The organism is Azospirillum agricola (assembly GCF_017876095.1).
GTDB lineage: Bacteria > Pseudomonadota > Alphaproteobacteria > Azospirillales > Azospirillaceae > Azospirillum > Azospirillum agricola.
This window is the reverse complement of sequence record NZ_JAGINM010000022.1, coordinates 75,213-93,408: the sequence shown is the minus strand read 5'-3', so window position 1 is coordinate 93,408 and position 18,196 is coordinate 75,213. Positions and strand designations below refer to the sequence as shown.

Genomic DNA, 18,196 nt, shown 5'->3' with positions numbered 1-18,196 from the left:
GATGGCCCACGGGGGCGGGGCGAGGGGGCTGATCGTCGCGGCGCCGGCCTCGGGCACCGGCAAGACCACGGTGACGCTGGGTCTGCTGGTGGCGCTGCGCGGGCGCGGCCTGCGCGTCGGCGCGGTGAAGTCCGGGCCGGACTACATCGACCCGGCCTTCCACCAAGCGGCCACCGGGCGCCCCAGCGTCAACCTCGACACATGGGCGATGGGGCCGGATCTGCTCGACGGGCTGGCCGCCCGCGCCGGACGTGGCACCGACCTGCTGGTCTGCGAGGCGCTGATGGGGCTGTTCGACGGCGTCGCCGGGATCGGCGCCACCGGCACCGGCTCGACCGCCGAGATCGCCGCGCGCACCGGCTGGCCGGTGCTGCTGGTGGTCAACGCCAAGGGCCAGTCGCAGTCGGCCGCCGCCCTGGTCAAGGGCTTCGCGACCTACCGCGACGACGTGCGGATCGGCGGGGTCGTGCTGAACAACGTCGGCAGCCCGCGCCACACCGCGCTGGCCGGCGGCGCCATCGAGGCGCTCGGCATTCCGGTCCTGGGTTCCCTGCCCCGCTCGCCCGACATCGTGCTGCCGGAGCGCCACCTCGGCCTGATCCAGGCCGGCGAGACCGAGGGGCTGGCCGAACGGCTGGCGGCGCTCGGCCGCTTCGTCGCCGCCCATGTCGACATCGACCGGGTGGCGGGGCTGGCGGCCCCGTCGCTGGCCGGGGCGGGCAGCGACGCGCCGGCCATGCCGCCGCTCGGCCAGCGGATCGCCATCGCCCGCGACGCCGCCTTCACCTTCGCGTACCCGCATCTGCTCGACGGCTGGCGCGCCGCCGGGGCCGAGATCCGGACCTTCTCCCCGCTGGCCGACGAGCCGCCGCCGGAGGACGCCGACGCGGTCTATCTGCCCGGCGGCTATCCCGAGCTGCACGCCGGCCGCCTCGCCGCCGCCGGCCGCTTCCGCGCCGGGCTGGTCGCGGCGGCGGCGGTCAAGCCGGTCTATGGCGAGTGCGGTGGCTACATGGCGATGGGGGAGACGCTGGAGGACGCCGACGGGGTGGTCCATGCGATGGCCGGGCTGCTGGGGGTGCGCACCTCATTCGCCAAGCGGCGGCTGCATCTGGGCTACCGGCGGGCGACGCTGCTCGCCGACGGGCCGCTGGGGCCGGCGGGCACGGTGCTGATGGGGCACGAGTTCCATTACGCCTCCACGATCACGCGCGGCGACGACGAACCGCTGGTGACGGCGCGCTCGGCCGACGGCGGGGATCTGGGCGCGCTCGGCGGGCGGCGCGGCCACGCGATGGGGTCGTTCTTCCATCTGATCGCACGGGGGTGAGCATGGACGGCGGCTTCACCGGGCCCTTCACCGGGCCCTTCACCGGGCCCTTCACCGGGGTGGAGCGCGAGGCGCTCTACAAGGCGATCTTCTCGCGGCGCGACGTGCGCGGCCAGTTCCGCCCCGACCCGGTGCCGGAGGAGGTCCTGCGGCGCATCCTGCTGGCGGCCCACCACGCGCCGTCGGTCGGCTTCATGCAGCCCTGGAACTTCATCGTCGTCACCGATCCCGACGTGAAGGCGCGCATCCACGCCGACTTCGCCCAGGCCAACGAGGAAGCCGCCGCGCTGTTCGACGGCGAGCGCCGCGCCCTCTACAGCCGGCTGAAGCTGGAGGGCATCCGCGACGCGCCGGTCAACCTCTGCGTCACCTGCGACCGCGAGCGCTCGGGCCCGGTGGTGCTCGGCCGCACCCACATGCCGGCGATGGATCTCTACAGCTGCGTCTGCGCCGTGCAGAATCTCTGGCTCGCCGCGCGGGCCGAGGGGCTGGGGGTCGGCTGGGTCAGCATCCTGCACGAGCAGGCGCTGAAGGCGACGCTGGGAATTCCCGAACGGATCGTCCCCATCGCCTATCTCTGCATCGGCCATGTCAGCCATTTCGAGCCGGCGCCGGAGCTGGAGACCAAGGGATGGCGGCGCCGGCTGGAGCTGGACGAGCTGGTCTTCCGCGACCGCTGGGAGCGGCGCTGATTCTGCGGCCTGGACGGAGAATCCGGGCAAAGAAAAAGGGCCGCGGGAGAACCCGCGGCCCTGAAGTCTAGGGAGGAAACGCCCCGAGAATGGGCAAGGGCAGGATATGCTGCGCCGCACACTAAGTGGTATTACCATTGCTGAATGGGAGCTTTGCGCCCCATGCATGGCAAGGGGCCTTCATATGCGTACCCCACAAACCGTTCCGTCGCTGTCGCAAAAGCGTGATCCTTCCGACCTTCCGAATCGGCTTTCAATCCGGTAATATCGTCCCACCAAACGGTGTCGAATGTTGCGAAGCGGCAACCGGACCGGACGGCAGCCGCGTTTCACAACGGCACGGAAGCGTCGCATGATGGACGAGCGGTATCTGCGGGCGGTGCGCGACGCGCTGGTGCGGCACCAGCAGTGGCTGCTCCGCGACCCCGCCGGCCAGGGCCGCCGCGCCGACCTCAGCTTCCACGACCTGACCGGGCTTGGCCTGAACCGCATCAATCTGTCCGTCGCCAAGCTGACCGGCGCCCGCCTGACCCGCGCCCGGCTGGTCGGCACGGTGCTGAGCCGGGCCGACCTCTACGGCGCCGACCTGTCCAAGGCCGACCTCAGCGGCGCCCAGTTGCAGAGCGCCGACCTGCGCGGCGCGCGGGTGGACGGCGCCAAGCTTCAGAACGCCAACCTCCAGGGCGCCGACCTGCGGCGCGGCATGGTGCTGGAGGGCGGCGAGTTCCGCGCCGCCGGCAACTCCGACGGGGCGACGACCTTCGTCGGCTGCTCGATGACCCGCGCGGTGCTGACCAGTTGCCGCATGGCGCAGTGCGATTTCTCCGGCAGCGACCTGTCGGGGGCCGACTTCACCGACAGCGACCTCAGCGGCGCCATCCTGATCGGCGCCGACCTGTCCGACGCGACGATGCGGCGCGCCACGCTGGACGGCGTGCTGATGTGCGGCGCCCGGCTGAACGAGGAGCTGCGGACGGCGCTGGAGCGCAAGGGCATCGACGTCGACGGCACCGGCGCCACCACCACCGCCGCCCGCATGTCGGAGCTGATCTCCGCCCACCAGCTCTGGGTCGACAAGGGCGGCAAGGGCGGCGAGCGGATCGAGTTGCAGCGCGTCGACCTGCGCGGCTACTCCTTTGCAAACCAGCTCCTGTGCGGGTCGGTGATGCGGTTCTGCGGGCTGCGCGGGGCCGATTTCTCCGGCGCCCGGCTGATGATGGCGGATCTGTCCTACAGCGACCTGCGCGACGCCGACTTCACCAGCGCCGACCTGTCCGGCTGCAACCTGGAGGGCGCCAACCTGACCGGCGCCAAGCTGTGGCGGACCCGGCTGCGCGAGGTCGATCTCAGCGGCGACGGCACCCGCCTGTGGCCGACGAACCTCTCCCGCGCCCGGCTGACCGGCGCCGACCTGCGGGACGCCAGCCTCGCCGGGGTGCTGCTGCGCGGCACCGACCTGACGGCCATCAAGACCAGCTTCGCGACCCTGAAGGGCGCCGACCTCACCGGCGTGCTCGGGCAGCAGGCGGTGGCGCAGCCGGCCTGATCCGGCCGGGTCCCGTCACTCGGCCGGCTGCCGGTCCTCGACATAGCCCTTGCGGCGCTGCTCCTCGTACCAGCTCCGGTGATGCTCGATGGCCCAGTTCTCGTCGACCTCACCGCTGCCCATGGCGTCGAAGGCGCCCTCCATGCCGACGGTGCCGATGTAGATGTGACCGATGATGGCGGCGATCAGCAGGGCCGCCAGCAGGCCGTGGATGACGTGAAGGATCTGCATCCCGCCGATGCCGACGCCGGTGAAGGGCACCATCAGCCAATAGCCCGTCACCGCCATCGCCGCCCCGCCGAGCACCACCGTCCAGAACACCCCCTTCTGTCCGGCGTTGAAGCGGCCGGCGTCGGGGTGATGGCCGTTCCTCGACATCAGCCCGCCCATGCATTTCAACCACACCCAGTCGGCCCGGTTGGGAATGTTGTCGCGCGCCCACAGGGCGACGATCAGCAGCAGCCCGACGATGAAGGGGACGCTGACGAAATTGTGGATCGACTTCGAGGTCTCGGCGAGGCTGGTGAAGGCCGGATGGCCGATCAGCGGAATCAGCAGCGTCCGCCCGAAGGTCAGCACCACCCCGGTCAGCGCCATCGTCAGGAAGCTGACCGCCGTCGTCCAGTGGGCGAAACGGTCGAGCCCGTTGAAGCGCAGCACCTGCCGGCCCGACCAGCCGGCCGAGATGCGGATCTTGCCCCGGTAGAGGTAGAACAGCGCCAGCACGACCACCATGCCCAGCGCCAGCCCGCCGACCACCAGCTTCAGCGTGTGGGAGCGGAAGCTCCGCCATTCGCGCCCCTCCGGCTGGATCAGCACGGCGGAGCGCGCGTCGGGGATGCTGACCCGGCCGATCAATTGATCGGTCTGCGGCGTGTAGAGCGGCACCTGCTCCTTCGAGGTCGGCGAGGCCGGGCCGGGGGTCTGGTAGAGCTGGGCGCCGGCCTGGGTGAAAGCGACCGGCGTCAGCAGGACGGCCAGCAGGAGAAGGCGGAGGATCCTGCGCATGGTGGTGGTCTCCCGGATAGTCTCTTGGCCCCGCCCCGACCCTCCGCCGCGAGAGCGGAGGGGGGCCGTCTCCGCTACGCCCCGCCCGTGCTCGGCCCGCCCGGCGCGAAGGGGCTGCCGCGATCGTGCTGGCCATAGGCCACCGACCAGCCGGCGGCGCCCGAGCCGTAGCCGCGCCGCGCCGACCGTTCCTGGTAGATGTCGGCCAGCACCTCGCCGTCGCCGGCCATCAGCGCGCGGGTCGAGCACATCTCGGCGCAAAGCGGCAGCTTGCCCTCGGCCAGCCGGTTGGAGCCGTATTTCTGGTACTCCTCGACGCTGCCGTCGGCTTCCGGGCCGCCGGCGCAGAAGGTGCATTTGTCCATCTTGCCGCGGCTGCCGAAATTGGTGGTCTGCGGGTATTGCGGCGCCCCGAACGGACAGGCGTAGAAGCAGTAGCCGCAGCCGATGCACAGATCCTTGCTGTGCAGCACCACCCCGTCGGCCGTCTGGATGAAACAGTCGACCGGGCAGACCGCCGCGCAGGGCGGGTCGTTGCAATGCATGCAGGCCATCGAGATGGAGCGCTCGCCCGGCACCCCGTCGTCCAGCGTCACGACGCGGCGGCGGTTGATGCCCCAGGGGACCTCATGCTCGTTCTTGCAGGCGGTGACGCAGGCGTTGCACTCGATGCAGCGCTCCGCGTCGCACAGGAATTTCATCCGGGCCATGGCGATCCTCTCTCCTCCCCGTCACGCCGGCTCGACGCGGCACAGCGTGACCTTGGTCTCCTGCATGAAGGTCACCGGGTCGTAGCCGTAGGTCGTCACCCCGTTGACCGGCTCGCCCAGAACGATCGGATCGGTGTCCGGCGGGTAGTTGCGCCGCAGGCTGTCGCCCTGCCACTGGCCCGAGAAATGGAAGGGCATGAACACGGTGCCCGTCCCCACCCGGTCGGTCACCAGCGCCCGCACCTTGGCGCGGCCGGCGTTCTCCGGCCCGTGCACCCAGATCCAGGATCCGTCCCTGATCCCCAGCCGCTCGGCGTCCTTGCGGTTGATCTCGGCGAACATGCTCTGCTGCAACTCGGCCAGCCACGGGTTGGAGCGCGTCTCCTCGCCGCCGCCCTCGTACTCGACCAGCCGGCCGGAGGTCAGGACCATCGGGAACTTGCCGCGCAGGTCGCTCTCCGCCGCCTTGAACTGGAGCGAGCGGGCGAGCTGCACCAGCCGGAAGTCGCGTCGGTCCTCGATGGCGGGATAGGCCTTCACCAGATCGGGGCGCGGGGAATAGATCGGCTCGCGGTGGACCGGCACCGGGTCGGGCAGGCTCCAGGCGACGGCGCGGGCCTTGGCGTTGCCGTAGGGCACGCAGCCATGCTTCAGCGCCACGCGGATGATTCCCATGGACAGGTCGGTCTGCCAGCTCACCTCGTCGGTCTTGCCGCCGCCGACCGCCTCGACGACGCGCATCTCCTCGGGCGTCAGATCCTTGTCCCAGCCCAGCTTCCTCAGCACCGCCATGGTGAATTCGGGATAGCCGTCCTCGATCTCCGACCCCTTGGGGTAGGAGCCGTCGGCCAGCAGCGACACGCCGTTGCGCTCCACCCCGAAGCGGGCGCGGAAGCCGCCGCCGCCGTCCATCACCGACTTGGAGGTGTCGTAGAGGATCGCGGAGCCGGGGTGGCGGATCTCCGGATGGCCCCAGCAGGGCCAGGGCAGCCCGTAATAATCCCCGGCGCAGGGGCCGCTGGTGGCCCGCATGGTGATCTTGTCGAAATCGGCCTGATGCTTCATGTGCATCTTCAGCCGCTCCGGCGACTGGCCGGTGGCGCCGATGGCGAGGCAGCCGCGATTCATCTCGCGCAGGATGTCCTCGGGCACCGGGCGGGTTTCTTCGACCGTGATGTGCTTGAACATCTCGTCCGCGAAGCCGAGCTTGCGGGCGAGCAGATACATGATCGTGTAGTCGTCCTTCGATTCGAAGATCGGCTCCACCACCTTCTCGCCCCACTGCATCGAGCGGTTGGAGCAGGTGCGCGAGCCGTCCGTCTCGAACTGGGTGCAGGTCGGCAGGATGTAGGTTCCGTCGCGCCGCTCCTTGATGGCGGCGAAGGTCGTCGGGTGCGGGTCGGCGATCACCAGCAGGCTGAGCTTCTCCAGCCCCTTGATCATCTCCGGCATGCGGGTGACGGTGTTGCCGCCATGGCCGAAGCAGACCATGGCGCGCAAGGGGCTCGGCTGGTCGATCTGGTCCGGCCGGGCCAGCACGGCGTCGAACCAGCGGGTCGTCGGGATGCCCTTGGCCTCCATCAGATCCTTCGATCCGAAGCGGCCCTTCAGATAGTCGTAATCGACGTCCCAGACCCGGCCGAAATGCTTCCACGCCCCCTCGGCCAGCCCGTAATAGGCCGGCAGGGTGGTGACGTCCAAACCGAAGTCGGTGGCGCCCTGCACGTTGCAGTGGCCGCGGTAGATGTTGGCGCCGCCGCCCTCGACGCCGATGTTGCCGAGCGCCAGTTGCAGGATCGACAGCGCCCGGACGTTGGCGGTGCCGACCGTGTGCTGGGTGATGCCCATGCACCAGATGACGGTGCTCGGCTTGTTCCTCGCGATGGCCTCAGCCACCCGGCGGACCTGGGAGCCGGGGACGCCGGTCACCCGCTCGACCTCCTCGGGAGTCCATTTCCTCACCTCGGCGCGGATCTCGTCCATGCCGTAGACGCGCTGGCGGATGTACTCCTTGTCCTCCCAGCCATTCTCGAAGATGTGCCAGAGCAGCCCCCAGGCGATCGGGATGTCGGTGCCGGGGCGGATGCGGACATATTCGGTGGCGTGGGCGGCGGTGCGGGTGAAGCGCGGGTCGATGACGATGAAGGGCGCGCGGTTGTGCTCCTTGCCGCGCAGCATGTGCTGGAGCGAGACGGGGTGCGCCTCGGCCGGGTTGCCGCCGACGATCAGCAGGGCCTTGGAATTCTGGATGTCGTTGTAGCTGTTGGTCATGGCGCCGTAGCCCCACGTGTTCGCCACCCCGGCGACCGTGGTCGAATGGCAGATGCGCGCCTGATGGTCGACGTTGTTGGTGCCCCAGAAGGCCGCCAGCTTGCGGTAGAGATAGGCCCCCTCGTTGGAGAATTTCGCCGAGCCGAGCCAGAACACCGCGTCGGGGCCCGACGCCTGCCGGATCTCCAGCAGCCTGGTCCCGATCTCCTCGATCGCCTGGTCCCAGGACAGGCGCTTCCACTCGCCGTCGACCAGCTTCAGCGGGTATTTGACCCGGCGCGTGCCCTTGGTCAGCTCGCGGACCGAGGCGCCCTTGGCGCAGTGGGTGCCCTGGTTGATCGGGCTTTCCCAGCCGGGTTCCTGGCCGACCCAGACGCCGTTCTGCACCTCGGCGATCACCGTGCAGCCGACCGAGCAGTGGGTGCAGACGTTCTTGCGCGTCACCAGCTCGACATCGGGCAGGACGGGGCCGGCCTCGCTGCGGCGGATCATCGCGGCGGGCAGCGCGCCGATGGCGGCGATCCCGCCGGCGGCGAGGCCCGAGCGGCGCAGGAAGCCGCGCCGGCTGACGCCGGACTCCAGGTTTCCCGCCCCGTTGAAATCGCCGGACAGCGCCCGCAGCAGCGACCCGCGCGGCGCCTTTCCGGAGGAGCGTTTCACGAGCATGGCGGCGGCCCTCCCCCGACTCATCACAGGCGGTTCAGCGCGTAGAAGCGCTTGACGTGATCGGTCTCGCGATACCGCGCCTTGACCTGATCCCGCGGGGACTCGGCCGCCTGCGCGGTGCCGTGGGGCATCACGGTGGCCGCCGCCGCTCCGGCGGCGCCCAGCCCCAGGCTCTTCAGGAGGTCGCGGCGCTCCAGGCCCGCTTTCTGGCGCGGCCCCGCCTTTTGGCCCGGTTCTTCCGGCTTCATGGTTCGGCTCCCTCAAGCATCGCGAAGGCGTTGGATTCGATCGACAGGAACAGCCGCCCGATGGTTCCGACCGGACGGTAAAGGCTGGCGGATTCGGCTTTTTCGAGATCGCCGAAGAAGCGCTCGGCCCAGGGGAGGATGTGGCTGGCGAACATGTGCCGCTGCACCGCGTCGTCGGCGCCGTCGAGCACCAGCGCGGCCATGAGGTCGCACAGGCCGGCGATGTGGTCCTCCGGCTCCGACACGCCGGGGGCACGCTCGAAACCCAGCGCCTGGAGGTCGGCGCGCAGCGCCGCGAGCGGCCGGTCGCTGAGGAAGCCGGTGCGGTAGTAGGAGGCGTAGGGCACCAGCTCGCCCTGGACGACGCCGATGAACAGCGCGTTGAACTCCCGCTCGGCCGTCTCCGCGTCGCCGGCCCCCGCGCGCGCCGCCAGGGCGTCGAAGGCATCGCCAAGCGGCGTTCCGTCGCCTTGCAGGCCGGCGAGCAGGGCCAGCAGGCCGGCGTCCGGCGGTCTGGCCAGGGTCAGCGCCAGCAAACGGTAAACGTGGGCGCGCAGCCGGTCGGCCTCGTCCCCTACCGTCGCGTCATCATCCAGATCAAGGGCCGGAACCGTCATCGGCTGTCCGCGTGCAACTCGGCTGAACCAGGGAAACAACCCAAGCGAAGGATGGTTTCGCCGGCCGGCCGGGGTCATCCGGAAGCGAAGGCTACCCCGACCGCGCGGGCCTCCTTCCATAGTATAATTTACCGTCCCCCTCCCCCGGTGGCTGAATGGCTCGGACAAACGCGCTGGGCCGGAACCTTGACCGGCCTGCCACTTCGAGAGGAACGGCCCAATGCTCCACCAGGCACTCGACACGCTTCAGAAGCAAATCGCGCTCCGCCCCCGCTACGACAACTATATCGGCGGACAGTGGGTGGCCCCGGTGGACGGCCAATACTTCACGAACCTGACCCCGATCACCGGCAAGCCGCTGTGCGAGATCGCCCGCTCGACCGCCGCCGACGTCGAGCTGGCGCTGGACGCCGCCCACAAGGCCAAGGACGCCTGGGGCCGCACCTCGCCCACCGAGCGCTCGAACATCCTGCTGAAGATCGCCGACCGGATCGAGGAGCGGCTGGAGATCATCGCGCTGGCCGAGACGCTGGACAACGGCAAGCCGATCCGCGAGACCCGCGCCGCCGACATCCCGCTCGCCATCGACCATTTCCGCTATTACGCCGGCTGCATCCGCGCCCAGGAAGGCTCGATCGCCGAGATCGACCACACCACCTACGCCTACCACTTCCATGAGCCGCTGGGCGTCGTCGGCCAGATCATTCCCTGGAACTTCCCGCTGCTGATGGCCGCCTGGAAGCTGGCCCCGGCGCTCGCCGCCGGCAACTGCGTCGTGCTGAAGCCGGCCGAGCAGACCCCGATGGCGATCCTGGTGCTGGCCGAGATGATCGGCGACCTGCTGCCGGCCGGCGTGCTGAACATCGTCAACGGCTTCGGCATCGAGGCCGGCAAGCCGCTGGCGACCAACAAGCGCATCTCGAAGATCGCCTTCACCGGCGAGACCTCGACCGGCCGCCTGATCCTGCAATACGCGTCGGAGAACATCATCCCCTCGACGGTCGAGCTGGGCGGCAAGTCGCCGAACATCTTCTTCGAGGACGTGATGGCGGCGGACGACGAGTTCCTCGACAAGGCGCTCGAAGGCTTCGCGATGTTCGCGCTGAACCAGGGCGAGGTCTGCACCTGCCCGAGCCGCGTGCTGATCCAGAAGTCGATCTACGACCGCTTCATCAAGCTGGCGGTCGAGCGCGTCGCCAAGATCACCCAGGGCCACCCGCTCGACGGCGCCACCATGATCGGCGCCCAGGCCTCGCAGGAGCAGCTCGAGAAGATCCTCTCCTACATCGAGATCGGCAAGGCCGAGGGCGCCAAGGTGCTGATCGGCGGCGGCCGCGCCCATCTCGGCGGCGAGCTTGAGGGCGGCTACTACGTGCAGCCGACCATCCTCGAGGGCCACAACAAGATGCGCATCTTCCAGGAGGAGATCTTCGGGCCGGTGGTCGCCGTCACGACCTTCGAGACCGAGGAGGAGGCGCTCGCCATCGCCAACGACAGCGAATTCGGTCTCGGCGCCGGCGTGTGGACCCGCGACGGCAACCGCGCCTTCCGCATGGGCCGCGGCATCCAGGCCGGCCGCGTCTGGACCAACTGCTACCACCTGTATCCGGCCCACGCCGCCTTCGGTGGCTACAAGAAGTCGGGTATCGGCCGCGAGACGCACAAGATGATGCTCGATCACTACCAGCAGACCAAGAACCTGCTGGTCAGCTACAGCCCGAAAGCACTCGGCTTCTTCTGAGTGTGCTCCTCCCTATCGGGCAGAACTGGGCCGGGGGTGCGAACCCCCGGCCTTTTTTCTTGACGATCCCTGGAGAACGGTGATGACCGACCGCGTGACCGCCACCCCCGAGGCGCTCGCCCTGCTCGACCGGCTGTCGGCGAAGCACGGGCCGCTGCTGCTGCATCTGTCGGGCGGCTGCTGCGACGGCACGGCGCCGCTCTGCCTGCCGCTCGGGGAATTCCGCATGGGCGGGGGCGACCTCTGCCTCGGCGCGGTCGGCGGCACGCCCTTCTGCATGGCCGACGGCACCTTCGCCTATTGGGAGCACAGCCAGGTGATCCTCGACGTCATCCAGGCGCGCGGCGGCGGTTTTTCCCTGGAGGCGCCGGACGGCGTGCGCTTCACCGTGCGGGCCAGGCTGTTCAGCGACGAGGAATTGCCGCATCTGTTGCCCCCGGTCCCGGCCGGCACGCTCGCCGTTCCCCATTAGGAGCCCGAATTCGACGATGGTCGCACTCACCCGCTCGCGCAACGGGCTTGCCCACCGCCATCCCTGGAGTACGCTGGCCGGAGAGAATCTGCGGACGGAAGGGGCCGCCATGTCCGAACCCAGTCCAGCCCCCCGGCCCGGCGACGGGATGCCGCGCGCGATGTCGCACGCCGAGCGCCCGGCCGACGCGGCGCGCGAGCTGCGCGAGGGGCTGGGCGACACCCCGCTGGAGATGGTCGTCGTCTTCTGCGCGCCCCATTACGACCTGACCGCGCTGGCCGACGCGCTGGCCGTGCAGTTCGGCACCGTCCCCGTCATCGGCTGCACCACGGCGGGCGAGATCGGCCCCGGCGGCTACAGCGTCGGCGCGGTGGTGGCGGTCGGCTTCCCGTCGGAGGATTTCACCGTCGTCACCGCGCTGGTCGACCATGTCGACCGTTTCGAGATCGCCGACAGCACGGTGATCGCCCGCTCGCTGCTGACCCGGCGCGACCGGGCGCTGGCGGCGCGGCCGGTGCCGATGGGCGAGACCGGCAGCTTTGCCATGCTGCTGATCGACGGCCTGTCGATGAGCGAGGAAACCGTCGTCAGCGCCCTGCACAACGCGATGATCGACATCCCGCTGTTCGGCGCCTCGGCCGGCGACGACATGCATTTCGAGCGCACCTTCGTCCTGCACGAGGGCGCCTTCCACCCCAACGCGGCGGTGGTCGCGCTGTTCACCACGACGCGCCCCTTCACCGTCTTCCGCACCCAGCATTTCGTCAGCTCGGACCGCAAGATGGTGGTGACCGGCGCCGACCCGCAGCGTCGCATCGTCACCGAGATCAACGCCGAACCGGCGGGCCGCGAATACGCCCGGCTGGTCGGGCTGGAGGGGGAGCCGCTGACGCCGATGATCTTCGCCTCGCACCCCGTCGTGGTGCGGGTCGGCGGCCAGTACCATGTCCGCTCGATCCAGAAGGTCAACGACGACGAGAGCCTGACCTTCTTCTGCGCCATCGACGAGGGGATCGTGCTGACGGTGGCGGAAGGGGTGGATCCGGTCGCCAACTTCGACGCGCTGATGGACGGCATTGAATCGGAGGTCGGGCCGCCCGACCTGATCCTTGGGTGCGACTGCATCCTGCGCCGGCTGGAGATGGAACAGCGCCAGCTCGGCGCCGTCATGGCGGAACGCCTGACGCGGCACCGGGTCGTCGGGTTCTGCGCCTACGGCGAACAGGTGAACGGGATGCACGTCAACCAGACCTTCACCGGCGTGGCGATCGGGGGACGCTGACCATGAGCCGCGAGAGCGACCGCATCGCCGAGCTGGAGCGCGAGAACGCCAAGCTCCAGCGCATCAACAAGGTGCTGATGGACCGCGTCGAACGGTCGATGGATTTCCAGGGCGGCGCCTTCTCGCTGTTCCAGACCGCCATCGTGCTGGAGCAGAAGATCCGCGAGCGCACGCTGGAACTCGAACGCGCGCTCCACAAGCTGGAGGACAGCAACCGCGACATCGCGCGCGCCAAGGAGCTGGCGGAGACCATGCGGACCCGCCTGTTCGAGGCCATCGAGTCGGTGAACGAGGGCTTCGCCCTGTTCGACTCCTCCGACCGGCTGGTGCTGTGCAACCGCAAATACTTGTCCTACTGGCCGGCGGTGGCCCCGCGCATCCAGGCCGGCATCCGCTTCGGCGAGCTGGCCGCCATGGTGGCGGAGGCGCGCGCGGTGATCGAGCCGCCGCCCGACCTCTGGCTGAAGGAACGGCTGGACCACCGCCACGACCTGAACGGCGTCTTCATCAACCGGCTGGCCGACGGGCGCTGGGTGCAGGTGAACGAGCGGCGCACCCGCGACGGCGGCATCGTCGGCGTCTACACCGACATCACCGACATCAAGCAGGCCGAGGAGAGGCGACGCGAATCCGAGCGGGCCGAGAAGACCGGCCTGATGCTGCTGAACGACCAGCTTCACCAGGCCAAGGCGGAGGCCGAGCAGGCCAACCTGTCCAAGACCCGCTTCATCGCGGCGGCCAGCCATGATCTGCTGCAACCGCTGAACGCCGCCCGCCTGTTCGTCTCGGCGCTCGCCGACCTGGAGAAGACCGGCAGCGTCGGCGAACTGGTCGAGAACATCGACGTGGCGCTCGCCTCGGTCGAGGATCTGCTGTCGGCGCTGCTCGACATCTCCAAGCTCGACGCCGGGGCGGTGACGCCGGAGGTCAGCGACTTTCCGCTGCGCGGCATCCTGGCACCGCTCGCCACCGAATACGCGGCGGTCGCGGCGGAGCGCGGCATCGCGCTGCGGGTGGTCGGATCGGGCGCGGTGGTGCGCAGCGACATGCGGCTCCTGCGGCGGATCGTGCAGAATTTCCTGTCCAACGCGCTGCGCTACGTCCGCAGCGGCCGGGTGGTGGTCGGCTGCCGCCGCTGCGCCGAGGGGGTGCGGATCGAGGTGTGGGACAACGGCCCCGGCATCCCGCCCGACAAGCTCGCCGAAATCTTCCAGGAGTTCCGCCGCCTCGACACGCCGGTCGTCCATGGCCGCGACCGTGGCATGGGGCTGGGGCTGGCCATCGTCGAGCGCGTCGCCCGCATGCTGAACCACCCGATCACCGTGCGGTCGGAGCCCGGACGCGGCTCGGTCTTCGCCGTTACCGTGCCGCGCGGCACCGAACGCCGCGCCGCCCGTCCGCCGAGCGCCGCCGCCGTGCGGCCGCTGACCGACCGGCTGGCCGGCACCTCGGTGCTGGTGCTCGACAACGAGCCGGCCGTGGTGGCGGGGATGGAGGCGCTGCTGCGCGGCTGGTCCTGCGCGGTGGTCTCGGCGACCTCGGGCGAGCAGGCGCTGGCGCTGCTGTCGGGCATGCCGCGGCCGCCGGACCTGCTGATCGCCGACTACCACCTCGACGACGGCGCCCTTGGTGTGAACGAGGTGGCCCGGCTGCGGGCGGCCTGCGGACGCATCCTGCCGGCGGTGATCGTCACCGCCAACCGTACCCCCGAGCTGGCCGACGAGGCCAAGGCCGCCGGCTGCCTCGTGCTGAACAAGCCGGTGAAGCCGGCGCAGCTCCGCGCGGTGATGTCCGGCCTGGTCGGGTGACGCTTCGGCCGCCTCGCTGTTGTCGGCTGCATGACCGACCTTTTCACCGACCCCGCCGCGCTGCGTGCCAAGGCGCTTGAGATCCACCGGCTGCTGTGCAGGATCCACGGCTGCCCGGTGCCCTATTTCCACAGCCTGGATCCGCTCAGCGAGCTGGTGTCCTCGCTGCTGTCGCACCGGACGCGCAACGCCGCGTCGGGCGCCGCCTTCAAGGCGCTGCGCAAGCGCTGGCCGGGCCAGCCACTGGGGGACCAGTCATCGGGGGGCCAGTCGGCAACGGATTGGGCGGCGGTGCGCGACGCGCCGACGACGGAGGTCGAGGCGGTCATCGCCGGGGTGACATGGCCGGAGCAGAAAGCGCCGCGCATCCAGGCCATCCTGCGCCGCATCACCGAACGCACCGGCGGCCTGTCCCTCGACATCCTGAACGGGCTGTCCGTTCCCGAGGCCCGCGCGTGGCTGGAGGAGCTGCCGGGCGTCGGGCCGAAGACCAGCGCGGCCGTCCTCAGCTTCTCCACCCTGCGCCGGGCCGCCCTTCCGGTGGACAGCCATCACCACCGGGTGGCGGTGCGCACCGGCCTGATCCCGGCCTCGCTGGCGGTCGGTCCGTCCCACGCCGTGCTCGCCGCGCAATTGCCGCCGGACTGGGACGCCCAGCGGGTCTACGACAACCATGAGGTCATGATGCTGCACGGGCAGCGCTGCTGCTATCACCGCGACCCGGCCTGCGACCGCTGCGTGCTGCTGGATCTCTGCCCGACCGGGCAGGCCCGCCGGGAACCGGAGCGGGCGCGGGCGTGAAGCCTCGTCACGCGGTCAGCGCCATGCCCCCGGCGCGCGCGAAGGCGCCCATCACCATCGCCTCGGCCGCGTCGGCCGACAGCGGCCGGGAGATCAGGTAGCCTTGCAGGCAGTTGCAGCCGGCCTCGGCCAGCCAGCGCTGCTGCTCGACCGTCTCCACCCCCTCGGCGACGGTGGACAGGAACAGCCGCTGCGCCAGCCCGATGACGGTGGAGGCGATGTCCGGCGCGTGCGGCAGGTCGGTGACGAAGCTGCGGTCGATCTTCAGCACGTCGACCGGCAATTGCCGCAGATAGGCCAGCGAGGAATAGCCGGTGCCGAAATCGTCGATGGCGATCCGCACCCCCAGCGCCCGCAGGCGGTTCAGCGTCGGCAGATGGTGGCGGACGTCCTTCATGATGACGGTCTCGGTGATCTCGATCTCCAGCAGCTCCGGCCGGGTGCCGTGGCGGGCCAGCGTCGCCTCGACCAGTTCGGCGAAGGCCGGGTCGGCGAGCTGCCGGGCGGAGACGTTGACCGCGATCGGAACCGGCCCGTGGTCGAGCGCCCAGCGCGCCGCCGTGCGGCAGGATTCGTCGAGCACCCAGGCGCCGATGTCGATGATCAGGCCGGTGTCCTCGGCGACCGGGATGAACTCCATCGGCGGGACCATCGCCCCCTCGTGACGCCAGCGGATCAGCGCCTCGAATCCGGTCAGCCGGCTGTCGTTGGCGTCGATCTTCGGCTGGTAGACCAGTTCGAAGGCGCGCTGCGCCGTCGCCTCGCGCAGGCTGGCCTCCAGCCGCAGGCGGGCCAGGGCACGGTCGGTCATGTCGCGGGTGTAGAAGACGAACCGCCCGCCGCCGTCGGCCTTGGCCACCTGCATGGCGGCGTCGGCCATCCGCATCAGCCCCTGCCCGTCGGCCCCGTTCTCCGGGTAGAGCGCGATGCCGACGCTGGCGCCGATGTGGACGCGGTGCTCCTCGACCAGGGTCACGCCGGCCAGGGAATCGAGCAGCCGCCCGGCCACCGCCGCCGCCTCGTCGGAGTCGGCGACCCGCTCCAGCACGATCATGAACTCGTCGCCGCCCAGCCGGGCCACGGTGTCGGAGCGCCGCACCGTCTCGCTCAGCCGATCCGCCACCCGACAGAGCAGCGCGTCGCCGACCGTGTGGCCCAGGCTGTCGTTGATGCGCTTGAAACGATCGAGATCGACGTAGAGCAGCGCCAGCCGCCCGCGCGACCGCCCGGCCAGCGCGATGGCGTGCGACAGCCGGTCGATCAGCAGGGCCCGGTTCGCCAGCCCGGTCAGGGTGCAGCGCGTCGCCATCCGCCGCAGTTCGGCGTGCTCGCGCTCAAGCTGGCTCAGCGTCTCGTTGAAGCGGGCGACGACGTAGCCCAGCTCGTCGTCGGCGTGGCCGCGCGGCATCGGCAGCGGCTGGCTGTGCGGCCGCTCCGGGTCGATCCGCGCCACCGCGTGGCCGATGCGGACCAGCGGCCGGGTCAGCAGCCGGTGGAACACCACCGCCATCGCCAAGCCGATCATCAGGTTGCGCAGCAGGCCGACGAGCAGCGTGCGCGCCGCGTAGTCGAGGAAGCCGTCGGCGGCCTCCGCCGTGTCCACGCCGATGCGCAGATGGGCGAAGGGCTGGCGGCCACGCCGGGTGTCGAGCGGATACAGCGCGCGCGCCACCACGGGTTCGTCGACGAACAGCATGGCCTGGGCGGTGCGCTGGACGAGGGTCTGTTCGGTCGGCGGGCGGGTGCGCCGGCTCGTCACCGTGCCGTTGTCGAGCCGGATCTCGGCCCAGGCGGCGGTGCGCACCGCCAGGATGCCGTCGAGCACCTGTTCGCCCAGGTTGCGGTCGAGCGTCCAGGCCGCCGTGGTGGCGGCGCCATCCATCAGCATGGCGACCTCGCCGATCCGGTCGAGCGCGATGGCGCGCTCGCGGGTCGCGGTCCAGGCAAACTCGACCGCCGTGATGGCGAAGCCGATCACGAAGGCGGCGAGGATCGCGTGGATCGCCTGCTTCAGCGTGAGGCTGCGCAGGAGGGAGATCGCCATCGGGTCGCACCTTGATCGAGGGAAATCGGGGTCGAGGGAAATCGGGATCGGGGGATGCCGGGAAGCCGGCCCGAAACGCCGGCAGCCTCCTGGAGAGGTTGTGGCAAATTGCAGCATAATGGGACGGCCGGTGACTCCGACGCTGCGGTTCCATGAAACTTTTGTTAACGCGTCCGCCCGCCGTCCGGTCACAAGTGCGTGAGCGGGGTCGCCCCGGTCCTGGGAAACGGACAAGACCGACCAATATGATGGGCCAATCCGCCAACGATCCCATCAGGAGAGGCCCCGGCATGACCGGCACCGACAAGACCCAGCCCCACAAGTCCGACGTCGACTGGAAGCAGGAGCTGTCGCCGACGCAGTACCGCGTCCTGCGCGAGCACGGCACCGAGCGCCCCGGCTCCAGCCCGCTGAACGACGAGAAGCGCTCCGGCACCTTCCTGTGCGCCGGCTGCGGACAGCCGCTCTACAGCAGCGCCACCAAGTACGAGAGCGGGTCGGGCTGGCCCAGCTTCTGGGAGCCGCTGCCGGGGGCCGTCGCCACCTCGACCGATTACAAGCTGGCCTACCCGCGCACCGAGGTGCATTGCGCCCGCTGCGAGGGGCATCTCGGCCATGTGTTCGAGGACGGGCCGCAGCCGACCGGCCTGCGCTATTGCATGAACGGCGCGGCGATGAGCTTCGCGCCGCGCGGCGAAGAGTAGAACGGCGCGACCAGAGAGTCGCGGGCGTCGCGGCGTGAGCACGGAAAGACGAAGGCCATGACGCGAATGCGACCGCGTGTCGTCCCCGTCATGGCCACACTCCGAAAACGGTCCGCGCTCCCCGGATTTCATCAAAAATTACAACCCGGACACACGCCCCCGATGCTATGATCCGGCCGGGGCGGTCGCGGTGTCCGGCGCCCCGGAAAGAGCATCCGTCGCAGCGGCAAGTGGGGGCGGCAGGTGGGCGAATGGT

Annotated in this window: 15 protein-coding genes; 9 read left to right on the top strand and 6 right to left on the bottom strand. The window is 70.2% G+C overall.

From position 1 onward, the window contains the following. The first annotated feature begins 1 nt into the window (after position 1). From J2847_RS26730 to J2847_RS26720, 3 genes are all read left to right on the top strand, one after another. Positions 2-1,330 (top strand): cobyrinate a,c-diamide synthase, encoded by a 1,329-nt coding sequence (locus J2847_RS26730; protein ID WP_209781819.1) that lies wholly within the window; start codon positions 2-4, stop codon positions 1,328-1,330. A 2-nt stretch (positions 1,331-1,332) separates the two neighbouring features. Beyond that, positions 1,333-2,022 carry a 5,6-dimethylbenzimidazole synthase gene (bluB, locus tag J2847_RS26725; RefSeq protein WP_209781818.1) on the top strand — a complete coding sequence of 230 codons (690 nt, stop codon included), beginning with the start codon at positions 1,333-1,335 and terminating at the stop codon, positions 2,020-2,022. A 352-nt stretch (positions 2,023-2,374) separates the two neighbouring features. Further along, the gene (locus tag J2847_RS26720) at positions 2,375-3,568 is read left to right on the top strand and encodes a pentapeptide repeat-containing protein (RefSeq protein WP_209781817.1); all 1,194 of its coding nucleotides are present in this window, start codon (positions 2,375-2,377) and stop codon (positions 3,566-3,568) included. Between the two features lie 15 nt (positions 3,569-3,583). On the opposite strand, the gene J2847_RS26715 is transcribed toward J2847_RS26720, so the two are convergent. From J2847_RS26715 to J2847_RS26695, 5 genes are all read right to left on the bottom strand, one after another. Further along, positions 3,584-4,576 carry a formate dehydrogenase subunit gamma gene (locus J2847_RS26715; protein ID WP_209781816.1) on the bottom strand — a complete coding sequence of 331 codons (993 nt, stop codon included), beginning with the start codon at positions 4,574-4,576 and terminating at the stop codon, positions 3,584-3,586. Positions 4,577-4,650: 74 nt separating this feature from the next. After that, positions 4,651-5,286, bottom strand: a complete 636-nt coding sequence (gene fdh3B / locus J2847_RS26710) for a formate dehydrogenase FDH3 subunit beta (RefSeq protein WP_209781815.1) — start codon at positions 5,284-5,286, stop codon at positions 4,651-4,653. A 21-nt stretch (positions 5,287-5,307) separates the two neighbouring features. Next, a complete protein-coding gene (locus tag J2847_RS26705) occupies positions 5,308-8,223 on the bottom strand; it encodes a formate dehydrogenase subunit alpha (RefSeq protein ID WP_209781814.1) in 2,916 nt (971 codons plus the stop codon). Between the two features lie 23 nt (positions 8,224-8,246). After that, on the bottom strand, positions 8,247-8,471 hold the full coding sequence (locus J2847_RS26700) for a twin-arginine translocation signal domain-containing protein (protein WP_209781813.1): 225 nt from the start codon (positions 8,469-8,471) through the stop codon (positions 8,247-8,249). Beyond that, positions 8,468-9,088: a TorD/DmsD family molecular chaperone gene (locus tag J2847_RS26695; RefSeq protein WP_209781812.1), complete on the bottom strand. Its 621-nt coding sequence runs from the start codon at positions 9,086-9,088 to the stop codon at positions 8,468-8,470. The genes J2847_RS26700 and J2847_RS26695 overlap by 4 nt, the downstream gene beginning before the upstream one ends. Before the next feature lie 220 nt (positions 9,089-9,308). On the opposite strand from J2847_RS26695, the gene adh reads away from it, so the two are divergent. The 5 genes from adh (at position 9,309) to J2847_RS26670 (ending at position 15,192) form a co-directional block, all read left to right on the top strand. Next, positions 9,309-10,829 (top strand): aldehyde dehydrogenase, encoded by a 1,521-nt coding sequence (gene adh / locus J2847_RS26690; RefSeq protein ID WP_085552751.1) that lies wholly within the window; start codon positions 9,309-9,311, stop codon positions 10,827-10,829. Between the two features lie 82 nt (positions 10,830-10,911). Continuing rightward, positions 10,912-11,301, top strand: coding sequence for a DUF779 domain-containing protein (locus J2847_RS26685; protein ID WP_209781811.1), 390 nt, complete (start codon positions 10,912-10,914; stop codon positions 11,299-11,301). A gap of 16 nt (positions 11,302-11,317) precedes the next feature. Next, positions 11,318-12,583, top strand: a complete 1,266-nt coding sequence (nosP, locus tag J2847_RS26680) for a nitric oxide-sensing protein NosP (RefSeq protein WP_209781810.1) — start codon at positions 11,318-11,320, stop codon at positions 12,581-12,583. Between the two features lie 2 nt (positions 12,584-12,585). Next, the gene (locus J2847_RS26675; protein ID WP_209781809.1) at positions 12,586-14,391 is read left to right on the top strand and encodes a NahK/ErcS family hybrid sensor histidine kinase/response regulator; all 1,806 of its coding nucleotides are present in this window, start codon (positions 12,586-12,588) and stop codon (positions 14,389-14,391) included. 30 nt (positions 14,392-14,421) lie between these two features. Next, positions 14,422-15,192, top strand: a complete 771-nt coding sequence (locus tag J2847_RS26670) for an endonuclease III domain-containing protein (RefSeq protein WP_209781808.1) — start codon at positions 14,422-14,424, stop codon at positions 15,190-15,192. Positions 15,193-15,199: 7 nt separating this feature from the next. Here J2847_RS26670 and J2847_RS26665 read toward each other — a convergent pair whose 3' ends face one another. Then, on the bottom strand, positions 15,200-17,236 hold the full coding sequence (locus J2847_RS26665) for a putative bifunctional diguanylate cyclase/phosphodiesterase (RefSeq protein ID WP_209781807.1): 2,037 nt from the start codon (positions 17,234-17,236) through the stop codon (positions 15,200-15,202). Positions 17,237-17,526: 290 nt separating this feature from the next. Here J2847_RS26665 and msrB point away from each other — a divergent pair, with 290 nt between their 5' ends. Further along, positions 17,527-17,940 (top strand): peptide-methionine (R)-S-oxide reductase MsrB, encoded by a 414-nt coding sequence (gene msrB, locus J2847_RS26660; protein WP_209781806.1) that lies wholly within the window; start codon positions 17,527-17,529, stop codon positions 17,938-17,940. The last annotated feature ends 256 nt before the right edge of the window (positions 17,941-18,196 follow it).

What these genes read in the sequence shown, in the direction of transcription:
- J2847_RS26670 (WP_209781808.1), top strand. Translation starts at nt 14,422, where the DNA reads ATGACCGACCTTTTCACCGACCCCGCCGCGCTGCGTGCCAAGGCGCTT.
- nosP (WP_209781810.1), top strand. Translation starts at nt 11,318, where the DNA reads ATGGTCGCACTCACCCGCTCGCGCAACGGGCTTGCCCACCGCCATCCC.
- J2847_RS26720 (WP_209781817.1), top strand. Translation starts at nt 2,375, where the DNA reads ATGATGGACGAGCGGTATCTGCGGGCGGTGCGCGACGCGCTGGTGCGG.
- J2847_RS26665 (WP_209781807.1), bottom strand. Translation starts at nt 17,236, where the DNA reads ATGGCGATCTCCCTCCTGCGCAGCCTCACGCTGAAGCAGGCGATCCAC.
- msrB (WP_209781806.1), top strand. Translation starts at nt 17,527, where the DNA reads ATGACCGGCACCGACAAGACCCAGCCCCACAAGTCCGACGTCGACTGG.
- adh (WP_085552751.1), top strand. Translation starts at nt 9,309, where the DNA reads ATGCTCCACCAGGCACTCGACACGCTTCAGAAGCAAATCGCGCTCCGC.
- J2847_RS26675 (WP_209781809.1), top strand. Translation starts at nt 12,586, where the DNA reads ATGAGCCGCGAGAGCGACCGCATCGCCGAGCTGGAGCGCGAGAACGCC.
- J2847_RS26730 (WP_209781819.1), top strand. Translation starts at nt 2, where the DNA reads ATGGCCCACGGGGGCGGGGCGAGGGGGCTGATCGTCGCGGCGCCGGCC.
- J2847_RS26695 (WP_209781812.1), bottom strand. Translation starts at nt 9,088, where the DNA reads ATGACGGTTCCGGCCCTTGATCTGGATGATGACGCGACGGTAGGGGAC.
- bluB (WP_209781818.1), top strand. Translation starts at nt 1,333, where the DNA reads ATGGACGGCGGCTTCACCGGGCCCTTCACCGGGCCCTTCACCGGGCCC.
- J2847_RS26700 (WP_209781813.1), bottom strand. Translation starts at nt 8,471, where the DNA reads ATGAAGCCGGAAGAACCGGGCCAAAAGGCGGGGCCGCGCCAGAAAGCG.
- J2847_RS26685 (WP_209781811.1), top strand. Translation starts at nt 10,912, where the DNA reads ATGACCGACCGCGTGACCGCCACCCCCGAGGCGCTCGCCCTGCTCGAC.
- J2847_RS26705 (WP_209781814.1), bottom strand. Translation starts at nt 8,223, where the DNA reads ATGCTCGTGAAACGCTCCTCCGGAAAGGCGCCGCGCGGGTCGCTGCTG.
- fdh3B (WP_209781815.1), bottom strand. Translation starts at nt 5,286, where the DNA reads ATGGCCCGGATGAAATTCCTGTGCGACGCGGAGCGCTGCATCGAGTGC.
- J2847_RS26715 (WP_209781816.1), bottom strand. Translation starts at nt 4,576, where the DNA reads ATGCGCAGGATCCTCCGCCTTCTCCTGCTGGCCGTCCTGCTGACGCCG.